The following is a 17,304-nucleotide window of genomic DNA, read 5'->3' as shown; positions in this document are numbered from 1 at the left end:
TATGATAGATATACGTTCAGAAACAATATATCGACCAAGCATTAACAGTCTTTAACATAGTTTGTGATTTTTAATGTTTTTGAACTTCAAAAAAATTAAATGAGAAGTTGAATGTTCAGTAAAAAAAAAGAAGCCGATTGGCTTCCTTTTAAATTATTATTTAATTGATTGTGGTTAAAAACCAAACTCTAAACCTAAGGTAATTAAATCGAAAGAACCCCCATCAAGGCTAACACCTCTGTAAGCAGCGACCAATGCTAGCGACTCTGTAAAACTGTACTGTAACCTTGGTGCATAATAAAATCCACCATCGTTACCACTTGGACTGATTCCAAGTCCATAACCTAGATCTGCTCCCACTGCAAAATCATCTGAAAACGAATAACGAGCAGCAGCAGCAATTGGAATAAAAGAAAAGGCATCACCTTCAAAATCTGAATCTAAAAAAGAATGTGAATAACCTGTGGCTGCACCTGCTTTAAAGCTTTCAGCTACATCCCATAAATAACTTAAGTCCGCAGAAATATTAAATGTGTAAGCGTCTCCCGCATCACCAATTGGCAATCCGAGGTTAATACCTCCTTTAAATTCTTGTGCATTTACTTGTGCAAATGCAAACACTGCAACAGCAGCAATCATTAGTTGTTTCATAATCTTTAAGTTTTAAAATTGATTACCACAAACTAACTAAAATTTTGGTGATTTTAGTAATATTTGCTGCGCGTTGTTAACATTTTTATTAACATAAAAATGTAATTATTTATATTTGAATGTTTTATAATTAAAGTTATTAACATTTATTTAGTGCATTCCTAACGTTTAAGTGTGAATTTAAGCCCTAAAATTAAGTTATTATCGTATTTTTAAACCATGAATTGGCAAAATACCCTACAAGATTTTAAGAATTATTTAAAAATAGAACGTGGTCTCTCTCAACATTCTATAGATAATTATGCTTTTGACATCCAAAAACTCATGTTGTTTATAAGTAATTACGAACCAAAGGCTTCACCAACTAATATTAGCCAACAAACTTTAACCGATTTTATTTACGACACCTCAAAATCTATCAATGCCAGATCGCAAGCAAGACTGATTTCGGGTATCCGAAGTTTTTTTAACTATTTGGTTTTTGAAGGTTACCGTAAGGACAATCCGGTTGATCAAATAGAATCTCCTAGATTGGGCCGAAAATTACCCGATACGTTAAGCTTAAAAGATATAGATCATCTAATCGCCGCCATCGATTTATCGCGCGAGTATAACGGTGTGAGAATTGGCGAACGCGATAAGGTCATTTTAGAAACCCTTTACAGCTGTGGCCTTCGCGTAAGCGAATTGACTACTTTAAAATTGTCAGATTTGTTTTTTGAAGAAGGTTTTATAAAGGTTACTGGAAAAGGTAACAAACAACGCTTTGTACCAATCAGTGCTTCAACACAACAACTCGTCAACACCTATATTAATGAAGTTAGAACGCATATCAATATTCAACCAGGTTTTCAGGATACCTTGTTTTTAAATAACCGTGGGAAACAACTAACGCGTGCTATGATTTTTACCATTATTAGAAATCTAGCTGAAGACATCAATTTAAACAAGACCATTTCGCCGCACACCTTCAGACATTCCTTTGCTACTCATTTATTAGAAAACGGTGCCGATTTGCGTGCCATACAAATGATGCTAGGTCATGAAAGTATCACCACCACCGAAATTTACATGCACATAGATCGCAGTCATTTAAAAGAGGTGTTGACGAAATTTCATCCGCGACGGTCTCGTTAAATTTTTTGAAATGTGAATTGCAGTTAGATTTTCACACCACGTGATAGAATCGTATGGTAGGAGATTATTTTTTGGGATTTGGTCCCAATAGTTATCGGCATGGAATTTAATTTGCGTTAGGGATTGCAGCACTGTTTGAGCGCTCCCGATGCAAGAGGGACGCGAGTGCGGAAAGCCCGACCTTTTGCCTTAACATAAGTTTTCATGTTATGCAACCTATATAAATAGCAAAAGGTAACGCCCAAATAGAACATTACCTTTATAATAATTTAAATATAAAAACTATGCGATAGAATCGCGCGGTAGCTGAGAATTATTTAATTTCTAAAACTTCAATTTCGAAAGTTAAATCTTGACCAGCCAAGGGATGGTTGGCATCTACAATGATGCTAGCTTCTTTAACTTCGGCAACACGCAGTTGATGCTCACGGCCGTCGGGACCACGAGACACCAAACCCATACCAACTTCTGGCTCCATATCTTGAGGTAATTCCTCCTTGTTCACTTCTTGAAAAAGCTCCTCACGAACTTCTCCGTAAGCTTCTTCTTTCGGGATATTAATGGTTTTCTTTTCGTTTAGTTTCATGTTAACAACGCCGTTTTCAAAACCAGGAATTAACTGACCCTGACCTAAGGTGAACTCTAAAGGTTCGCGTTCTAAGGAACTGTCAAACACCTGACCGTTGGCTGTTATTTTCCCTGTGTAATGTACTTTTACAGTGTTGTTTTCTTTTACTTGGCTCATAAATTTGATTTTAAAATTTCAACTCATAGCATTGTGCTGTAAATTATTGCAAAAGTACAGATTATATATGCCTAGCCAAAGGAATGCTTGATTTTATAAGTAGATTAAGGAAATCTTAACAAAAAAAAGCCACCTATTGGCAGCTTAATTATATATGTTTTTTTGAGATTACTTAGCTATGTTGACGGCTCTGGTTTCTCTAATTACGGTTACTTTAACCTGACCTGGGTAGGTCATGTCCGTTTGTATTTTTTGAGAGATTTCAAACGATAGTTTGGCGGCTACTTCGTCGGAAACTTTTTCGCTTTCTACTATTACTCGCAATTCTCTACCTGCTTGAATAGCATAGGCTTTTTTAACACCGTTAAAACCAAAGGCTACATCTTCTAAATCTTTTAAACGTTGAATGTATGAATCCAATACTTGACGTCTTGCACCAGGTCGAGCACCTGAAATAGCATCACAAACTTGAATGATTGGTGACAGCAAAGTAGTCATTTCTACTTCGTCGTGGTGAGCGCCAATGGCGTTACACACTTCTGGTTTTTCGCCATATTTTTCAGCCCACTGCATTCCTAAAATGGCATGCGGTGTTTCCATGTCGGCTTCAGAATCTGGCACTTTACCAATATCATGCAACAATCCGGCGCGTTTGGCTAGTTTGGTATTTAACCCTAATTCTGCTGCCATTACGCCACAGAGTTTTGCTACTTCACGCGAGTGTTGTAATAGATTTTGTCCGTACGATGAACGGTATTTCATACGCCCTACTAACTTGATCAATTCAGGATGTAGACCATGAATTCCCAAATCGATGACAGTACGTTTACCAACTTCTATAATTTCCTGTTCAATTTGCTTTTGAGTTTTCTGAACGATTTCTTCAATTCGCGCCGGATGGATACGACCATCAGTTACCAATTTATGTAAGGACAATCTTGCTACTTCACGTCTAACCGAGTCAAAGCAAGATAAAATAATGGCTTCGGGTGTGTCGTCCACAATAATTTCTACTCCAGTGGCAGCTTCAATAGCGCGGATGTTTCTACCTTCGCGACCGATGATTCTACCTTTAACATCATCTGATTCAATATTGAAAACCGACACACAATTGTCTATCGCTTCCTCAGTACCAATACGCTGAATGGTATTGATGATGATTTTTTTAGCTTCTTGTTGCGCGGTGAGTTTGGCTTCTTCAATGGTGTCTTGAACGTAGGCCATGGCATCGGATTTTGCTTCGCCTTTTAATGACTCGATGAGTTGTTGTTTGGCATCTTCAGCTGATAGACCTGAAATCACTTCAAGTTGCTTTATTTGACTTTTCTGTGCTTTTTCAATTTCTACTTTTTTCTTTTCTAAGAATTCAAGTCTGAAATCGTAGTCCTTTATCTTGTCTTCTAAATCTTGATTTATCTTTTTACTTTTGGCCAACTCGCCAGACACCTGAGATTCTTTGTCGCGGGTGCGTTTTTCGGCCTCTGCCATTTTTTTATCACGTGATAAAATGACTTCTTCGTGCGCAGCTTTTAATTCTATAAATTTTTCTTTGGCCTGTAGGATTTTATCCTTTTTCAGGCTTTCACCTTCAGCGGCGGCTTGTTTTAAAATTACATCTGCTTCCGATTTTGCTGATTCTATCAACTTAGATGCACTTGCTTTTTCGAGTGATTTGGCTATAAGATAACCGATTACCAAACCAGCCACAAGGGTTGCAACTATGATTAGTATTGTATTAATGTCCATGTTTATATTTAAATTAATCGTAAAAAAAAACCTACATCAGCTTTGGATTCTGTATAAACTCCTTAAAAACAAGTTTAGGGCTAACAAGCTGCTTAAAAATCTGCTCGTGGCAGCACGCTTTCACAACTTAAACTCACCCTTTTTAAAGAATTAACGTTGAGTTTATCAAAAAAATAATAACTAATGTAGGCAGTAACCTTTGTATTTTAAAGAACGTTTACGAGCTTAAATGTTCTTGAAGCAAATCATTTAAAGCAACCAGCTTATTTTCAACTTCTCCATTAACATATGCTTTATCTATTGTTTTTTGTTCTACTTGTGCTGCAAATTGTAAAGCGCACATGGCTAAAACATCTTGCTTGTCGCGCACTGAGTAGTTTTGCTCAAATTGGCTAATCATAGTTTCAATTTTCTTTGCCGCAATTCTTAAACCTTCTTCTTGGCTTGGGTCAATAGTAAGCGGATACACTCTATTGGCAACTGAAAGCTTAATTTTTAATGGCTCTGGCATCGTTTGTTATTCTGACAATTGCGCAATACAATCGTCAATTTCTCTAATTAGCGTATTTATTTTGAGCTTAGTTTCTCGTTTATTATCATCACTGCCAAGCATTGAATTTGCAACTTTGAGTGATTCGTATTTTTGAACCCAAGAGTTTAATTGTTCTTGTTGTAATAATACTTTTTGTTGGCATTGTTCTAATTCTTCAGATAACTTGACATTAGTTTGCTTTAAAACCTCCTGTCGGTGTAAAATCTTACTGATTTTATTCTCTAACGAATCAACAATATCTTCAATTTTACTCATTTATAAAATTCAATACTTCGTTAACAAAGTTAATATTAGTATTGATATATAACAATTGTTTTACAAAAAATTTTAAGAAACGGCATAAAGATTGTTAAGTGTTTATTAATAAATTGTTTAGCTATTGTATGGTTAATACCAACTAAATTAATAATTTAGCTGTTAAATCCCTCATCATGAAATATTACTTCATCTTACTCATACCAATACAATTAGCATTGGGTCAGTCACGGTATCCGCAGGATTATTTTATCAATCCTTTAGATATTACTACTGTTTTGTCGGGTACTTTTGGTGAATTGCGTAACAACCATTTTCATTCCGGACTCGATATAAAAACACAACAGGTAGAAGGCATGAAAGTCTATGCCGTCGCCGATGGTTATGTGAGTAGAATTAAAATTGCACACTACGGCTATGGAAAAGCTTTATATATTACACACCCTAATGGTTATGTAAGCGTTTATGCACATTTACAAAAATTAGAACCCAAATTAGAAACCTACCTTAAAAATATACAATATGAGCGTGGCACTTATGAAATTGAATTATTCCCACAAGCTGATGAACTAATCGTTAGCCAAGGAGATATTATTGCCTTTTCTGGAAATACTGGTAGCTCTGGTGGTCCGCATCTGCATTTTGAAATTCGCGACAATTTAGAACGCCCTATCAACCCATTGTTGTTTGGTATTGATGTTAAAGACACTAAGCCTCCAACAATTCAAAAGTTCTATGCTTATCCGAAAGATGCTAACAGTTTTATTAATGGTAAAAATGAACGTACTGAATTGCGTCTTATCCCAAGAGGTAACGCTAACTTTGAAGTTGAACCGCTTACTGCTTACGGTTATATTGGATTTGGGGTTACTACCTACGATCAGCAAGATTTAGCAGCCAACAAAAATGGGGTTAGTAATATTACAACGACTGTTAACGGTATTAAAAATTTTGAAATTGATTTTAAGCGATTTAGCTTTGATGAAACCTCACATCTAAATCGACTTGTTGATTATGAGTTTTATAAAACAAATCGCTCTTTTGTGAAAAAACTATTTGTTGAGCCTAACAATCCTTTAAGTATGTATAAAGATGTTATAGATAACGGCTATTTAAAGGTTGAAGACAGCATCAACAATATTTATAAGATTGTTGTGAGTGATTTTCATGGAAACACCTCAACCGTATCGGTCAAGGTCAAGGGTGATAAACCAGAAGAAAAGCTACAAAAAATAATCGCTCGACCTTACCATCATTTTATTTACGCCAATGATGCAACTACCTTGGAAGACCAACATGTTTCTGTTTACATTCCCGACAATACATTCTACGATGATGTAAATTTAGATTTTAGAGTGAGTGGAGATACACTTCATTTGCATCAAGATGTCATACCCTTGCAGAAAAACATTGGAATTAACTATGATATAAGCCAATATCAAGACGGCGATAAAAACAAGTTATTTGTAGGTAAAATAACTGGATACAGAAAATACATCAATTATATTCCTACTATTAAAAAAGGAGACCTTCTAACAGCCTACACCAAAACACTGGGACAATTTATTTTGAAAGCTGATGAAAAAGCACCAAGCGTTACACCAGTGAATTTTCAAAATGGTAAATGGTTAAGCAACTATCGCTACTTAAAAGTGAAAATTAGCGACGATCTTTCTGGAATCGGTAGTTACCGTGCTACTGTAAACGATAAGTTTATTTTAATGGAATACGATTACAAAACTGGCGTACTCACGCACGATTTTAATGATAATGTCGTTACTGATACTAGAAACGAATTGAAAATTATTGTTACCGATAATGTTGGAAATAATACTACATTTGAAGCGACGTTTTTTAGAAAGTAAATTTTATAGCCGCTTGAAACCATATTTTACGACGCTTTTTCTTTTAGTTTTGTTATTTCCAACAATGCTTATTTCTCAAACTGCAACAGTTAAAGGTGTTGTTTTAGATGAATTTCAAAATCCAATTTCGGAGGTTAGCATTCAATCCGGTTCCAGCGATGGTACAACCACTAACATTAATGGGTTTTACCTGTTAAAAATTCCCTCAAATCAGGATATCAAGCTAACTTTTAAGCACATTTCACATAAAATTATAGAAATCACAGTTAACCTTAAAAACGGGCAAGATTTCGAATTTAATCCAGTGATGCTGGTCAATGTTCAACAAATTGAAACCGTTATTTTAAAAGGTAATACCAGAAAAAATGTTGAAGGAGTTACCAGTATTTCACCCGAAGTACTACGAACTATAAAAGGAGCGCAACCGGGTGTAGAAAACATTTTGAAAACATTGCCCGGTGTTAATATTTCGAATGAATTGAGTACGCAATACTCTGTAAGAGGCGGAAATTTTGATGAGAATTTGGTGTATGTGAATGAAATTGAAGTATACCGACCCTTTTTAATCCGTTCTGGAAACCAAGAAGGATTGAGTTTTGTAAATACGGATTTGGTTCAAAATGTCGATTTTTCGGCGGGTGGATTTCAAGCTAAATACGGCGATAAAATTTCTTCTGTTTTAGATATTACCTACCGCACACCGGTGGACTTCGGTGTTCGCGCTGATTTAAGTTTGCTCGGTGGAAGCATCGCTGTTGAAACCATTTCGAAGGACTCAAAATTTTCAGCAATTACAGGTATTCGGTATCGCGATAACAGTTTATTGTTAGGTTCACTAGAAACGGAAGGTGCTGTTGAACCTGTTTTTATGGATGCGCAAGCCTTTATGACCTATCGCTTTAGTGATAAATTTCATTTAGATTTTCTTGGAAATGCCTCTTTAAATCAATACAATTTTGAACCATCTAATCGACAAACCAATTTTGGAACCCTACAAAATCCTATTGCCTTATTGGTGTTTTATGACGGTCAAGAAAAATCGCAGTACCAAACATTATTTGGCGCATTAAAAGCCAATTACTTCGTAAATGATGATTTAACGCTCAAACTTATTGCTTCAACCTACCATACAACAGAACAAGAATATTTTGATATTCTAGCGCGCTACCGATTAGGCGAAGTTAATACTAATATAGGCGACGAAAATTTAGGTGAAGTAGAATTTAGCGAAGGTATTGGTTCGCAACTCACCCATGCGCGCAATGATTTGGATGCCTTAATCACCACCATTCAACATAATGGTGACTATAAAATTGACGAAAGCTCAACCGTAGAATGGTCCTTAAAATACACCCATGAAGATTTTAGAGACCGATTGGTAGAATGGGAAGTTATAGATTCGGCTGGGTTTTCGATTCGTCCACCAAATTTCAATATCCCCAATAACCAACCATACGAACCATTTTCTGGGCCTTTGGTTGCCTTTCAAAATATACGTGCCATAAATTTTGTTCAAATAGACCGTATACAAGCTTCGGTACAATGGAGTAAACGCGGATATATCGGCGATCATGAGGTGTTCTACAACGCAGGTGTAAGAGCGCATAATTGGACGGTTAACGGCGACGGACTCGAATCGAATACCCAAACAGTATTTAGTCCGAGAGCGCAATTCGCCATCAAACCCAACTGGAATAAAGATATTTTGTTTAGAGTGGCAGGCGGCTTGTATTACCAACCACCATTTTATCGAGAATTACGAGATTCATCTGGAATTGTGCGACCAGAAGTGAAAGCACAACAGTCTTTTCATGTGGTATTGGGAAGTGAGCACAGTTTTCAAATGTGGGACAGACCCTTTAAACTGGTGGCTGAAGCCTATTACAAAGGACTCACCGATGTAAATCCTTACACCTTAGAAAACGTACGAATAAGATACCGCGCTCGCAACAATGCCGAAGCTTATGCCTATGGTTTAGATATGCGACTTAATGGCGAGTTTGTGCCTGGAACAGAGTCTTGGTTTAGTGTTGGGTATTTAAAAACAGAAGAAAATATAGACGACCGCGGATTTATTTCACGACCCACGGACCAGCGTTTAAAGTTTGGCGTTTTGTTTCAGGATTATGTGCCTAATATGCCAGATTTAAAGATGTACCTCAATTTGGTTTACAACACTGGTGTACCAGGTGGATCGCCAAGTTATGCCGATCCTTATGATTATCAATTTAGATTAAGAGATTACCGTCGTGCGGATGCTGGATTTTTATACGATATGGTAAACGCTGAAAGAGAATACAGCAATTGGAAACGCCATTTTAAGGCCCTATCGATAGGATTTGAAATTTATAACATCTTCAACAATCAAAACTCTATTACCAATACTTGGGTTCGCGACGTAAACAGCAAGGCACAATTCGCTATTCCAAATTTCCTAACACCAAGGGTTTTTAATTTACGATTAACCGCGCAGCTTTAAGCTATAGCGAGCTGTTTTAAAAACTTAAGGGTTTCTGTATTAAACACATCATGTTGTTCAATATTAACAACGTGTCCACAATTAGGCACCACAAGTAAGGTAGAAACAACGTGCGATTCAGAAATTTTTCTAATGGTTGGTAAAAACAAATAATCTTGTTCTCCCATTACGTATAATGTAGGTATTTTGATATCCTTCGCTCTAAAAAATCGCAATAGGGGATTTATTTCTGACGTGAGTTTAAACCATCTTACAAATTCCTTTTGATATAATTTTTTAGCTTCATTTACAAATAATAATCTTGACTGTTTATGGTTTTTCCTAGGCATGATGATAAACGCAAACAACTTGTAAAGATACATATACGGTATCACCGATTTAAAAATAACACCAACCCGCATTAATAATTGCGAACGCATGTCTAACTTCATAATGGCGCCGCCCATAATCATACTTTGAACACGCTCAGGATGCATCTCTGCAAGGTTACGTATTAAAATCGTTCCTAAGGAAATACCTACAAAGTGCGAAGCTTTAATTTTTAAATGATCCAACACTTCAATGATATCGTGTGTTATAGAATCGAAAGTGTATTTTGTATTAAAGGCATCTTTCAGTTGTGGTTTACTGTTGCCATGACCTCTCAAATCTAAGACCAACACATTAAACTCCTTTTTATAGGCTCTGATCTGCTTAAACCAAATAGACGAACTGCCACCTGCACCGTGCACAAATGTTACCCATGGTGTTTCTTCATCCAATAAATAGGTATTGTAATTCAGCATTTTTCAGGAATGAATTATATCGGTTAAAACTTTCACAACATAGTCAATATCAGCTTTGCTGTTAAAAATACTAAATGAAAAACGAATTGATGGTTTTTTTAACATTTCAGGAGTCTGAATTTCAGCGAGTACATGGGATACTTGTGCACTTCCACTTTGACAAGCACTGCCTTTAGAACAGGCAATACCCTTTAAATCTAGTTGAAACTGCATCATGGTGGCTTTGGCTTCGCTTAAAGGCACTTGAACATTTACAATGGTATAAGCACTATTTTGAAAGTCTAAACAATTTCCGTTAAAAATAACCCCTTCAATTTGCTGAAGTTTGTCAATAAAATAGCGTTTTAAATTTTCTATGTGTTGCTGCTCATTTTCAAGTGAATCGTAAGCCAGTTCAAGAGCCTTAGCCATTCCCACAATATTATGAATACTCTCAGTTCCGGCACGAAGGCCTCGCTCCTGCTCGCCACCAAATAAGAGTGGTTTTAAGCCTGAATGTTTTCTTATAAAACAAAAGCCTACACCTTTCGGACCATGAAATTTGTGCGCACTTGCGGCTATAAAATCAACAGGAATCAAGCTTAAATCTAAATGGTAATGACCTACTGATTGCACCGTATCACTGTGAAACAAGGCATTATGTAACTTGCACAATTTGGTAACCTTTACTAGGTCTAAAATATTGCCAATTTCGTTATTGATATGCATGAGCGACACCAATTTTTTATGTGGTGATGACAATAAAGTTTCAAGATGGGCTAAATCAATATTACCAAGTGCATCAGTGTTTACATATTGCACTACAATATTCTGTGTTTGTTGCAAGTACTGTACGGTATGTAACACGGCATGGTGTTCTATTTTAGAGGTAATAATTTCTGTGACGCCCAAATCTCGAATGGCGCTGAATAACACCAAATTATCTGCCTCGGTACCTCCTGAAGTGAAAACTATTTCAGAAGCAGAAACCTTTAAATAGCTAGCTATTTGCTTTCTACAAGATTCAATTAACGATTTAGAAGATCGTCCATAACTATGCGATGACGAAGCGTTTCCGAAGTTGTTCTGCAACACATTCGTAATTGCTTCAATCACTTCTGGTTTAAGAGCTGTGGTAGCTGCGTTATCTAGATAAACTGTTTGCATCTTGCAAAAATATACTAAATAAAATTATTCTGATTATGCGACGTTATAATATATTAATTCCACTATTTTTGTGACTGAAAACATGAATAAAAATGCAAAAATTCAAAGTAATAATAATCGCACTCTTACTGTGTTTTAGCTGTAATGACGGTGATATAATAGATGTTGAATTTAATTTTGATGATTCTTTTGCTTTTACACAGTGCGGGCAAATAATTTTCTTTAAAATCAATGAAGACGGCAACGAATCATTGGCTCTAAGTTTATCCGGAATTAGCGTTGATGATTTATTTGATTTTGATGACATATTAAATGATGTTGAAGACACCATCGTGATTGAACGCACTTTAAATGGCACAACCGATCGCTTCAATTACAGAACCTATAGCAGCGAAGTTAGTGGTAATGATTTGTTTTGTAACCCAATTCCTCCAGCCAATATTAATGTTTTGAAAGAAGAAGAAAGTTTAAGTGGAACCGTAATTATAACCATTACAGCCAGAGACGATGACAATGACGGTGTTCCGGCAGAATTTGAAGACGTAAATGGCAATGGTAATTTATTTGATGATGATACGGACGGCGATGGGATTCCAAATTTCTTAGATGCTGATGACGATGGCGATAATGTGCTAACACGTGATGAACTAAACTCCGATAGTATCAATGAAAATTTTGGCAATAACCCTTTAGATACTGATGGTGATGGCATTCCGGATTATCTTGATACCGATGATGATGGTGATGGTACCTTAACGCGTGATGAAGAAATTGCACCTCAAGATCAAAACCCTAGAAACGATGTTACCGATATTAATTTTGGTCCAAATTATCTCAATCCAAACGTATCAGATGAACTTCCTGCGGTTGCATTTAGACCGCATTCGGTAACCAGAACTTACACTATTACAATTACAATAAACAATATTCAGTTCAGCTTTTTAAACCAAACCAGTTTTGATTTCGGTGAAAATGTATCTTCAGAAAGCATTCAAAAAACACCGATTTTTAATTAGGAGCAACATTTTGAAAAATACGCACCTCGGTGGCGCCTAAACCAAAGATTTTGTAATCGGCATCGTAAAAAGTTATATTGTCATAACGCCTTAATAAAGTATGTAACTCCATTTTTAGTACACCTTCACCAACGCCATGAATAAAAACAATGTGCGGCATACGTTTTGAAATGGCGAACTCCAATCGTCTTTTAGCCGTGTCCAATTGAAGGTTGAGCATATCAAAATTTTCCATATGCTTGGTGTTTTCAACTAACTGATGGATATGTAAATCCACGACCATTTTTTCGGTTTCTTTAGACTTCATTTTAAAAGTTGGACCAGGCTTTTTTGACATTTCTTTATCAACAATTACCTTTTGGAAATCGGTATTAAAAATATCTTTTCTAATCATGGTCTCATCCTGTTCTAAAATCAACTCATGAGCCTTAAACTCTAACTCAAAACCTTCGGTAGTGATAATGGTAACAGTGTCGTTATGAACCTTAGCAACCACACCGTTTATAGCGTCGTCTAAGACAGATACTTTTTGTCCTTTTTTAAATTTCATAATCAATTAGTTAGATCTTGAGAATCATCAGGCTTATCTGTACTTTCTGATTTGCTAGAAAGATTTCTAGAAATGCGATAAAGACCAATCATGAGTAGTACAATCCCAGAAATTAATAAATACTCGTTCTGCGCTTCACCAGCCTGCGCATAAATTGCTACCAATCCGCCTAGTAAGATGAAAATATAATTGAAAAATCTTGGAATATTCATGTTGTTTGTCGGTGTTTTTAACAATTAATCGAAAATAGATTTACAAAAGTAAATATAAATATCGTAGCTATTAACTTTAAGACATTAATCCACGGTCATGTTAACAAAACTTCTTTCCTTAACAATTTTCATTACCTTTTATTGTACTGGATTCGCCCAGCTTTATGTTGGTGGCGATCATTATATTTTCGCTAGTGATGCGCAACTTTTCGTGACTCAAGAAGTTGAATTACGGGATGCCAATAGCAATTTATATTTACGCGATGGTGCACAATTACTACAAGATGCCAGTGTCGGTAATTTGGGTTTAGGCGAATTAAGTGTTCAACAAACTGGAACTGTCAATCAATTTGCCTATAACTATTGGTGTTCGCCAATTGGTGGTAGTACTGTTGCAGCAGGAAACACAACATTTCGAGTGGAATTAATTGATGAGCCTACAGGACTTATTAGCAGCGATGATGTTGGATTCACGACAGCATTCAACAGTATTGCTAGTCCTTTACAAATATCAGACCGTTGGCTTTACACATTTGTTCAGGCAACCAATTATACCCAATGGACTTACGTAGGCAGGAACGGCGCAATCGCTCCAGGCCTAGGATTCACCATGAAAGGTGTTGGAACCGCGCCCATGGGAAATCAAGTTTACGACTTTAGAGGCAAACCAAATAATGGGGATATTCCTAATCCTGTGGCAACAGGTGCCTTTACACTTATTGGAAATCCGTATCCTTCAGCTTTAGATGCTGCACTTTTTATTAATGATCCTGTTAACGCTGATATCTCAGGTGAATTGTACTTTTGGGAGCAACAACAAGGTGCTGCTTCGCATTTTATAGCAGATTACATTGGTGGTTATGCAACCTTAACTTATAATTCAGCCTTTGTTGAAAATTTTGTGCCTGCTACATTTTCTACTTACGACAGTGCGGGCAATCCAGTAGCTGTGCCACCGGGTCCTGGTGGAACCAAATTTGCCCAACGCTACCAACCAATAGGGCAAGGATTCCTAGTTAGAGGTTCAAATGATGGAAATGTTACAGTCAAAAACGAACACCGCGCTTTCGTACAATTAGGGCCAGACAGTTTCTTTTTTAGAAATACCGAAACTCAAATCCCAAACGACGAAGATATTTTTTATCAAATTCCCGAAGATTACAAACGTTTTAGAATTAATGTCGATTTTAATAATCTCTACACACGTCAGTTACTTCATAACTTCCACCACACTGCAACAGATGGATTTGATCGCGGATTGGAAGGTCATCGTCCGGGCGGACCAGCCAGTGATGCTTTTTGGATTTTAGAAGATGATAAATTTGTAATACAAGCGCATAGTTTTGATGAATCTTTACGAATCCCTTTAGTCGTCAATGCTGAAAACAACCAGCCACTGCGTTTTAGGATTTTGGATGTTCAGCATTTTGACGACCAACCTATTTACCTCTATGATAACGCTTCTAACATTTACGTAGATTTAAAATCGCAGCATTACGACATCAATATTGAAGCTGGTTATTATCCAAACCGCTTTGAAATTACATTCAACAGAGGCACCTTATCCAATGACGAATTTCAAATCTCAGATTTTAGAATAGTTCAAAACAATACAGCGCAAGAACTGCAGCTATTCAACAATAAATTACTTGACATAAGATCATTTCAATTGATAGATGTCAGTGGTAAAACGGTTTTAAAACAGGCTTCATTAGGCAATGCTAACGAATTTACATTTAGTACTTCCAAACTAAGCGAAGGTGTTTATATTGCCAACATAGCCCTAACAAATGGTGGCTCTATATCTCAAAAAATCATAATCACAAATTAAATATTTTAGTATCTTTCGCTCGTGATTAAAGCATTGGCCATACTATTTTATTTAAAGGCGGACGACTATATGTTGCCCTGTTTATGGAAGAAAAACTTTGGTATTGAATGTTTTGGTTGTGGCATGCAGCGTTCTTTCTCCCTTTTAATGCAAGGAGAATTTTCGGCAGCATTCAAGATGTATCCCGCAATTTTTACCTTAATCGCAATGTTTGCCACGCTCCTACTGCACTTAAAATTTAATTTTAAAAATGGTCATAAAATTATTTTGGCTTTATTTGTAACCAATGTTATTATTATAATTACTAACTATATATTAAAAATCACTTAAATTAAAAATTATGGAACAACAAAAACTACCAAACGCAACGCTCGTACTAATAATGGGCATTTTATCAATTATCGGATGCTGCTTTTACGGCTTACCTGGAATAATATTTGGGATTGTGGCAGTTATCTTTGGAAGAAAAGACAAAAAATTACATGCTTCAAATCCTGATGAATACACCGGAATAGGCAACGTTAATGCTGGTTATATTATGGGAATAATTGGTATTGTATTGGGTGTTCTCTCTTTCTTGTTTTCAATTTGGGTTATTTCCTTTTTTGGCTGGGACGTTCTTACCAATCAAGAGTTATTACAAGAGCGTATGATGGAAATGCAACAAAACCAATAACAACTAAGATCAATAAAACATGGAAAACCGACCACCAAAACCGCCTAGTTATTTAGCATTGGCCATCATAAGCACCGTATTATGCTGTTTGCCAGCAGGAATAGTTAGTATTGTTTATGCCACAAAGGTAAACGATGCCTATATGAACGAGGATTACCAAGGCGCTATAAACGCCTCTAAAAATGCGAAAACCTGGGGCATCGTGTCTGTTGGAATTGCGCTTTTAGGTTGGGTTTTATATGTAGCTATTTTCGGAATTGCTTTTTTAGGAGCCATTGCAAATAGCTAATCTTCATATTGCCATTAAAATAATAATAGCGATAGTACTTGTTATGGTGCTATCGCTATTTTTTATGTTTGATCCTTCTAGTTTTACCATATTTCCTAAATGCCCATTTCATTCTATAACCGGATTTCATTGTCCTGGTTGTGGCAGTCAACGTGCGATTCATAGTTTTATGCATGGTAACTTGGCCCAAGGTTTTCAACACAACTTTATCATTTTATTACTATTAATTGTTGTCGTATATGACGCTATCGTTATTACTATTAACAAAGGATTTAAAAAACAATACTTTAACTTACTACACCACCCAGTTACAACCAAAAGTGTTTTAGTGATCATCATTTTGTTTTGGATTTTAAGAAATGTCAATTTTTACCCGTTCAATCTTTTATCACCTTGATGATATTTTGTATTAAGAATTATAAATCCGTAGGTTAAAATAAAGCCATGTATTTGAGCTGAAAAACATGAAAGCTACTTATTCGCAAATCATTCAAGCATCAGAACTTCAATTATTGCACAACTCAAAAGATCTTGTGATTGTTGATGCTAGTACTGGCATGAATGCAAAGTCTAATTACCAAGCAAAGCATTTAGAAGGCGCAATATTTGTAGATTTAAATACACAACTTGCCGAAATAAAGGACAATTTGGCAATCGGAGGCAGACATCCTTTACCAAGTATTGAAAATTTTACGCGAATATTGGCGGAACTGGGAATTGCTCCAAAAAGTCATGTAATCATTTATGATGACAAAAATGGTTCAAATGCCGCCGCCCGATTTTGGTGGATGTTAAAAGCCGTTGGTCATGAAAAAGTGCAAGTTCTTAACGGTGGACTCCACGAGGCAGAAAAACACCACTTTCCGATAAGTTCAAAAATAGAGACTCGGCAAAAAGCTAGCCTATTTAAAGTTGACCATTGGAAATTACCATTGGCTAATATGGAAGATGTAGAAAACTTATCTAAAACCGATAATCATCTGGTAATCGACGTCCGAGAGCCTAAACGTTATAGCGGAGAAACGGAACCCATAGATTTAATAGCTGGTCATATTCCAGGGGCAATAAATGCACCTTTTCATGAAAATTTAGATGAAAACGGTTTATTTCTTAATCCTCAACTTTTAAAAATGAAATATCAAAAGTTAATTGAAACGGTTCGTCCTGAAAATATAATCATTCATTGCGGATCTGGGGTTACGGCCTGTCATACAATTTTGGCTATGGCGTACGGCGGATTGGAAATTCCAAAACTTTATGTCGGTTCGTGGAGTGAATGGAGTCGTAATAACAAACCCATTATAAATAACGCATCAAATGCCTCTTAAACATCGCTGATATTACTCTAATAAAAAAACCTCACGAGCC

At 36.2% G+C, this 17,304-nt stretch carries 19 protein-coding genes and 1 other RNA gene; 10 read left to right on the top strand and 10 right to left on the bottom strand.

Annotated elements, in window-relative coordinates; all coding sequences use genetic code 11:
• Positions 1-174: 174 nt before the first annotated feature.
• The gene (locus V7Z48_RS00815; protein ID WP_334111480.1) at positions 175-651 is read right to left on the bottom strand and encodes an outer membrane beta-barrel protein; all 477 of its coding nucleotides are present in this window, start codon (positions 649-651) and stop codon (positions 175-177) included.
• A gap of 219 nt (positions 652-870) precedes the next feature.
• On the opposite strand from V7Z48_RS00815, the gene xerA reads away from it, so the two are divergent.
• Entirely contained in the window at positions 871-1,788 is a 918-nt protein-coding gene (gene xerA, locus V7Z48_RS00810) for a site-specific tyrosine recombinase/integron integrase (protein WP_334111479.1), read from the top strand.
• Between the two features lie 313 nt (positions 1,789-2,101).
• Here the strand turns inward: xerA and V7Z48_RS00805 are convergent, their stop codons facing one another.
• The 5 genes from V7Z48_RS00805 to V7Z48_RS00785 form a co-directional block, all read right to left on the bottom strand.
• Entirely contained in the window at positions 2,102-2,533 is a 432-nt protein-coding gene (locus V7Z48_RS00805; protein ID WP_334111478.1) for an FKBP-type peptidyl-prolyl cis-trans isomerase, read from the bottom strand.
• 168 nt (positions 2,534-2,701) lie between these two features.
• Positions 2,702-4,279 carry a ribonuclease Y gene (rny, locus tag V7Z48_RS00800; RefSeq protein ID WP_334111477.1) on the bottom strand — a complete coding sequence of 526 codons (1,578 nt, stop codon included), beginning with the start codon at positions 4,277-4,279 and terminating at the stop codon, positions 2,702-2,704.
• 55 nt (positions 4,280-4,334) lie between these two features.
• A non-coding RNA gene (gene ssrS / locus V7Z48_RS00795) (6S RNA) lies at positions 4,335-4,441 on the bottom strand.
• A 55-nt stretch (positions 4,442-4,496) separates the two neighbouring features.
• Positions 4,497-4,790 (bottom strand): cell division protein ZapA, encoded by a 294-nt coding sequence (locus V7Z48_RS00790; RefSeq protein WP_334111476.1) that lies wholly within the window; start codon positions 4,788-4,790, stop codon positions 4,497-4,499.
• A gap of 6 nt (positions 4,791-4,796) precedes the next feature.
• Positions 4,797-5,087: a hypothetical protein gene (locus V7Z48_RS00785; protein ID WP_334111475.1), complete on the bottom strand. Its 291-nt coding sequence runs from the start codon at positions 5,085-5,087 to the stop codon at positions 4,797-4,799.
• A 176-nt stretch (positions 5,088-5,263) separates the two neighbouring features.
• Here V7Z48_RS00785 and V7Z48_RS00780 point away from each other — a divergent pair, with 176 nt between their 5' ends.
• Together V7Z48_RS00780 and V7Z48_RS00775 are read left to right on the top strand one after the other, a co-directional pair.
• Entirely contained in the window at positions 5,264-6,952 is a 1,689-nt protein-coding gene (locus V7Z48_RS00780; RefSeq protein WP_334111474.1) for a M23 family metallopeptidase, read from the top strand.
• A 64-nt stretch (positions 6,953-7,016) separates the two neighbouring features.
• Positions 7,017-9,431, top strand: coding sequence for a TonB-dependent receptor (locus V7Z48_RS00775; RefSeq protein ID WP_334111473.1), 2,415 nt, complete (start codon positions 7,017-7,019; stop codon positions 9,429-9,431).
• Here V7Z48_RS00775 and V7Z48_RS00770 read toward each other — a convergent pair.
• Positions 9,428-10,216 carry an alpha/beta fold hydrolase gene (locus V7Z48_RS00770; protein WP_334111472.1) on the bottom strand — a complete coding sequence of 263 codons (789 nt, stop codon included), beginning with the start codon at positions 10,214-10,216 and terminating at the stop codon, positions 9,428-9,430. The two genes, V7Z48_RS00775 and V7Z48_RS00770, sit on opposite strands and share 4 nt — an antisense overlap.
• A 3-nt stretch (positions 10,217-10,219) precedes the next feature.
• Positions 10,220-11,362, bottom strand: coding sequence for a cysteine desulfurase family protein (locus V7Z48_RS00765; RefSeq protein ID WP_334111471.1), 1,143 nt, complete (start codon positions 11,360-11,362; stop codon positions 10,220-10,222).
• Between the two features lie 92 nt (positions 11,363-11,454).
• On the opposite strand from V7Z48_RS00765, the gene V7Z48_RS00760 reads away from it, so the two are divergent.
• A complete protein-coding gene (locus V7Z48_RS00760) occupies positions 11,455-12,378 on the top strand; it encodes a hypothetical protein (protein WP_334111470.1) in 924 nt (307 codons plus the stop codon).
• Here V7Z48_RS00760 and V7Z48_RS00755 read toward each other — a convergent pair.
• Both V7Z48_RS00755 and V7Z48_RS00750 read right to left on the bottom strand, forming a co-directional pair.
• Positions 12,371-12,928: a Smr/MutS family protein gene (locus tag V7Z48_RS00755; protein WP_334111469.1), complete on the bottom strand. Its 558-nt coding sequence runs from the start codon at positions 12,926-12,928 to the stop codon at positions 12,371-12,373. The genes V7Z48_RS00760 and V7Z48_RS00755 overlap by 8 nt on opposite strands.
• A 2-nt stretch (positions 12,929-12,930) precedes the next feature.
• On the bottom strand, positions 12,931-13,140 hold the full coding sequence (locus tag V7Z48_RS00750) for a hypothetical protein (protein ID WP_334111468.1): 210 nt from the start codon (positions 13,138-13,140) through the stop codon (positions 12,931-12,933).
• Positions 13,141-13,237: 97 nt separating this feature from the next.
• On the opposite strand from V7Z48_RS00750, the gene V7Z48_RS00745 reads away from it, so the two are divergent.
• The 6 genes from V7Z48_RS00745 (at position 13,238) to V7Z48_RS00725 (ending at position 17,264) form a co-directional block, all read left to right on the top strand.
• On the top strand, positions 13,238-14,971 hold the full coding sequence (locus tag V7Z48_RS00745) for a T9SS type A sorting domain-containing protein (RefSeq protein WP_334111467.1): 1,734 nt from the start codon (positions 13,238-13,240) through the stop codon (positions 14,969-14,971).
• Positions 14,972-14,992: 21 nt separating this feature from the next.
• Positions 14,993-15,301 (top strand): DUF2752 domain-containing protein, encoded by a 309-nt coding sequence (locus tag V7Z48_RS00740; RefSeq protein ID WP_334111466.1) that lies wholly within the window; start codon positions 14,993-14,995, stop codon positions 15,299-15,301.
• 10 nt (positions 15,302-15,311) lie between these two features.
• Entirely contained in the window at positions 15,312-15,647 is a 336-nt protein-coding gene (locus V7Z48_RS00735) for a CCC motif membrane protein (RefSeq protein WP_334111465.1), read from the top strand.
• Between the two features lie 19 nt (positions 15,648-15,666).
• Complete coding sequence (locus V7Z48_RS00730) at positions 15,667-15,936, top strand: CD225/dispanin family protein (RefSeq protein ID WP_334111464.1); 270 nt, start codon at positions 15,667-15,669, stop codon at positions 15,934-15,936.
• Positions 15,937-15,979: 43 nt separating this feature from the next.
• Positions 15,980-16,333 (top strand): DUF2752 domain-containing protein, encoded by a 354-nt coding sequence (locus tag V7Z48_RS13560; RefSeq protein ID WP_442954705.1) that lies wholly within the window; start codon positions 15,980-15,982, stop codon positions 16,331-16,333.
• 67 nt (positions 16,334-16,400) lie between these two features.
• A complete protein-coding gene (locus tag V7Z48_RS00725) occupies positions 16,401-17,264 on the top strand; it encodes a sulfurtransferase (RefSeq protein ID WP_334111463.1) in 864 nt (287 codons plus the stop codon).
• The last annotated feature ends 40 nt before the right edge of the window (positions 17,265-17,304 follow it).

Origin of the sequence: Paucihalobacter sp. (assembly GCF_036825875.1) — a bacterium.
GTDB lineage: Bacteria > Bacteroidota > Bacteroidia > Flavobacteriales > Flavobacteriaceae > Paucihalobacter.
The sequence above is the reverse complement of the archived record's forward strand: the minus strand, read 5'-3'. Positions and strand labels throughout refer to the sequence as shown.

Coding starts and splice junctions, on each gene's coding strand:
- V7Z48_RS00815 (WP_334111480.1), bottom strand. CDS start 651: ATGAAACAACTAATGATTGCTGCTGTTGCAGTGTTTGCATTTGCACAA.
- xerA (WP_334111479.1), top strand. CDS start 871: ATGAATTGGCAAAATACCCTACAAGATTTTAAGAATTATTTAAAAATA.
- V7Z48_RS00805 (WP_334111478.1), bottom strand. CDS start 2,533: ATGAGCCAAGTAAAAGAAAACAACACTGTAAAAGTACATTACACAGGG.
- rny (WP_334111477.1), bottom strand. CDS start 4,279: ATGGACATTAATACAATACTAATCATAGTTGCAACCCTTGTGGCTGGT.
- V7Z48_RS00790 (WP_334111476.1), bottom strand. CDS start 4,790: ATGCCAGAGCCATTAAAAATTAAGCTTTCAGTTGCCAATAGAGTGTAT.
- V7Z48_RS00785 (WP_334111475.1), bottom strand. CDS start 5,087: ATGAGTAAAATTGAAGATATTGTTGATTCGTTAGAGAATAAAATCAGT.
- V7Z48_RS00780 (WP_334111474.1), top strand. CDS start 5,264: ATGAAATATTACTTCATCTTACTCATACCAATACAATTAGCATTGGGT.
- V7Z48_RS00775 (WP_334111473.1), top strand. CDS start 7,017: ATGCTTATTTCTCAAACTGCAACAGTTAAAGGTGTTGTTTTAGATGAA.
- V7Z48_RS00770 (WP_334111472.1), bottom strand. CDS start 10,216: ATGCTGAATTACAATACCTATTTATTGGATGAAGAAACACCATGGGTA.
- V7Z48_RS00765 (WP_334111471.1), bottom strand. CDS start 11,362: ATGCAAACAGTTTATCTAGATAACGCAGCTACCACAGCTCTTAAACCA.
- V7Z48_RS00760 (WP_334111470.1), top strand. CDS start 11,455: ATGCAAAAATTCAAAGTAATAATAATCGCACTCTTACTGTGTTTTAGC.
- V7Z48_RS00755 (WP_334111469.1), bottom strand. CDS start 12,928: ATGAAATTTAAAAAAGGACAAAAAGTATCTGTCTTAGACGACGCTATA.
- V7Z48_RS00750 (WP_334111468.1), bottom strand. CDS start 13,140: ATGAATATTCCAAGATTTTTCAATTATATTTTCATCTTACTAGGCGGA.
- V7Z48_RS00745 (WP_334111467.1), top strand. CDS start 13,238: ATGTTAACAAAACTTCTTTCCTTAACAATTTTCATTACCTTTTATTGT.
- V7Z48_RS00735 (WP_334111465.1), top strand. CDS start 15,312: ATGGAACAACAAAAACTACCAAACGCAACGCTCGTACTAATAATGGGC.
- V7Z48_RS00730 (WP_334111464.1), top strand. CDS start 15,667: ATGGAAAACCGACCACCAAAACCGCCTAGTTATTTAGCATTGGCCATC.
- V7Z48_RS13560 (WP_442954705.1), top strand. CDS start 15,980: ATGGTGCTATCGCTATTTTTTATGTTTGATCCTTCTAGTTTTACCATA.
- V7Z48_RS00725 (WP_334111463.1), top strand. CDS start 16,401: ATGAAAGCTACTTATTCGCAAATCATTCAAGCATCAGAACTTCAATTA.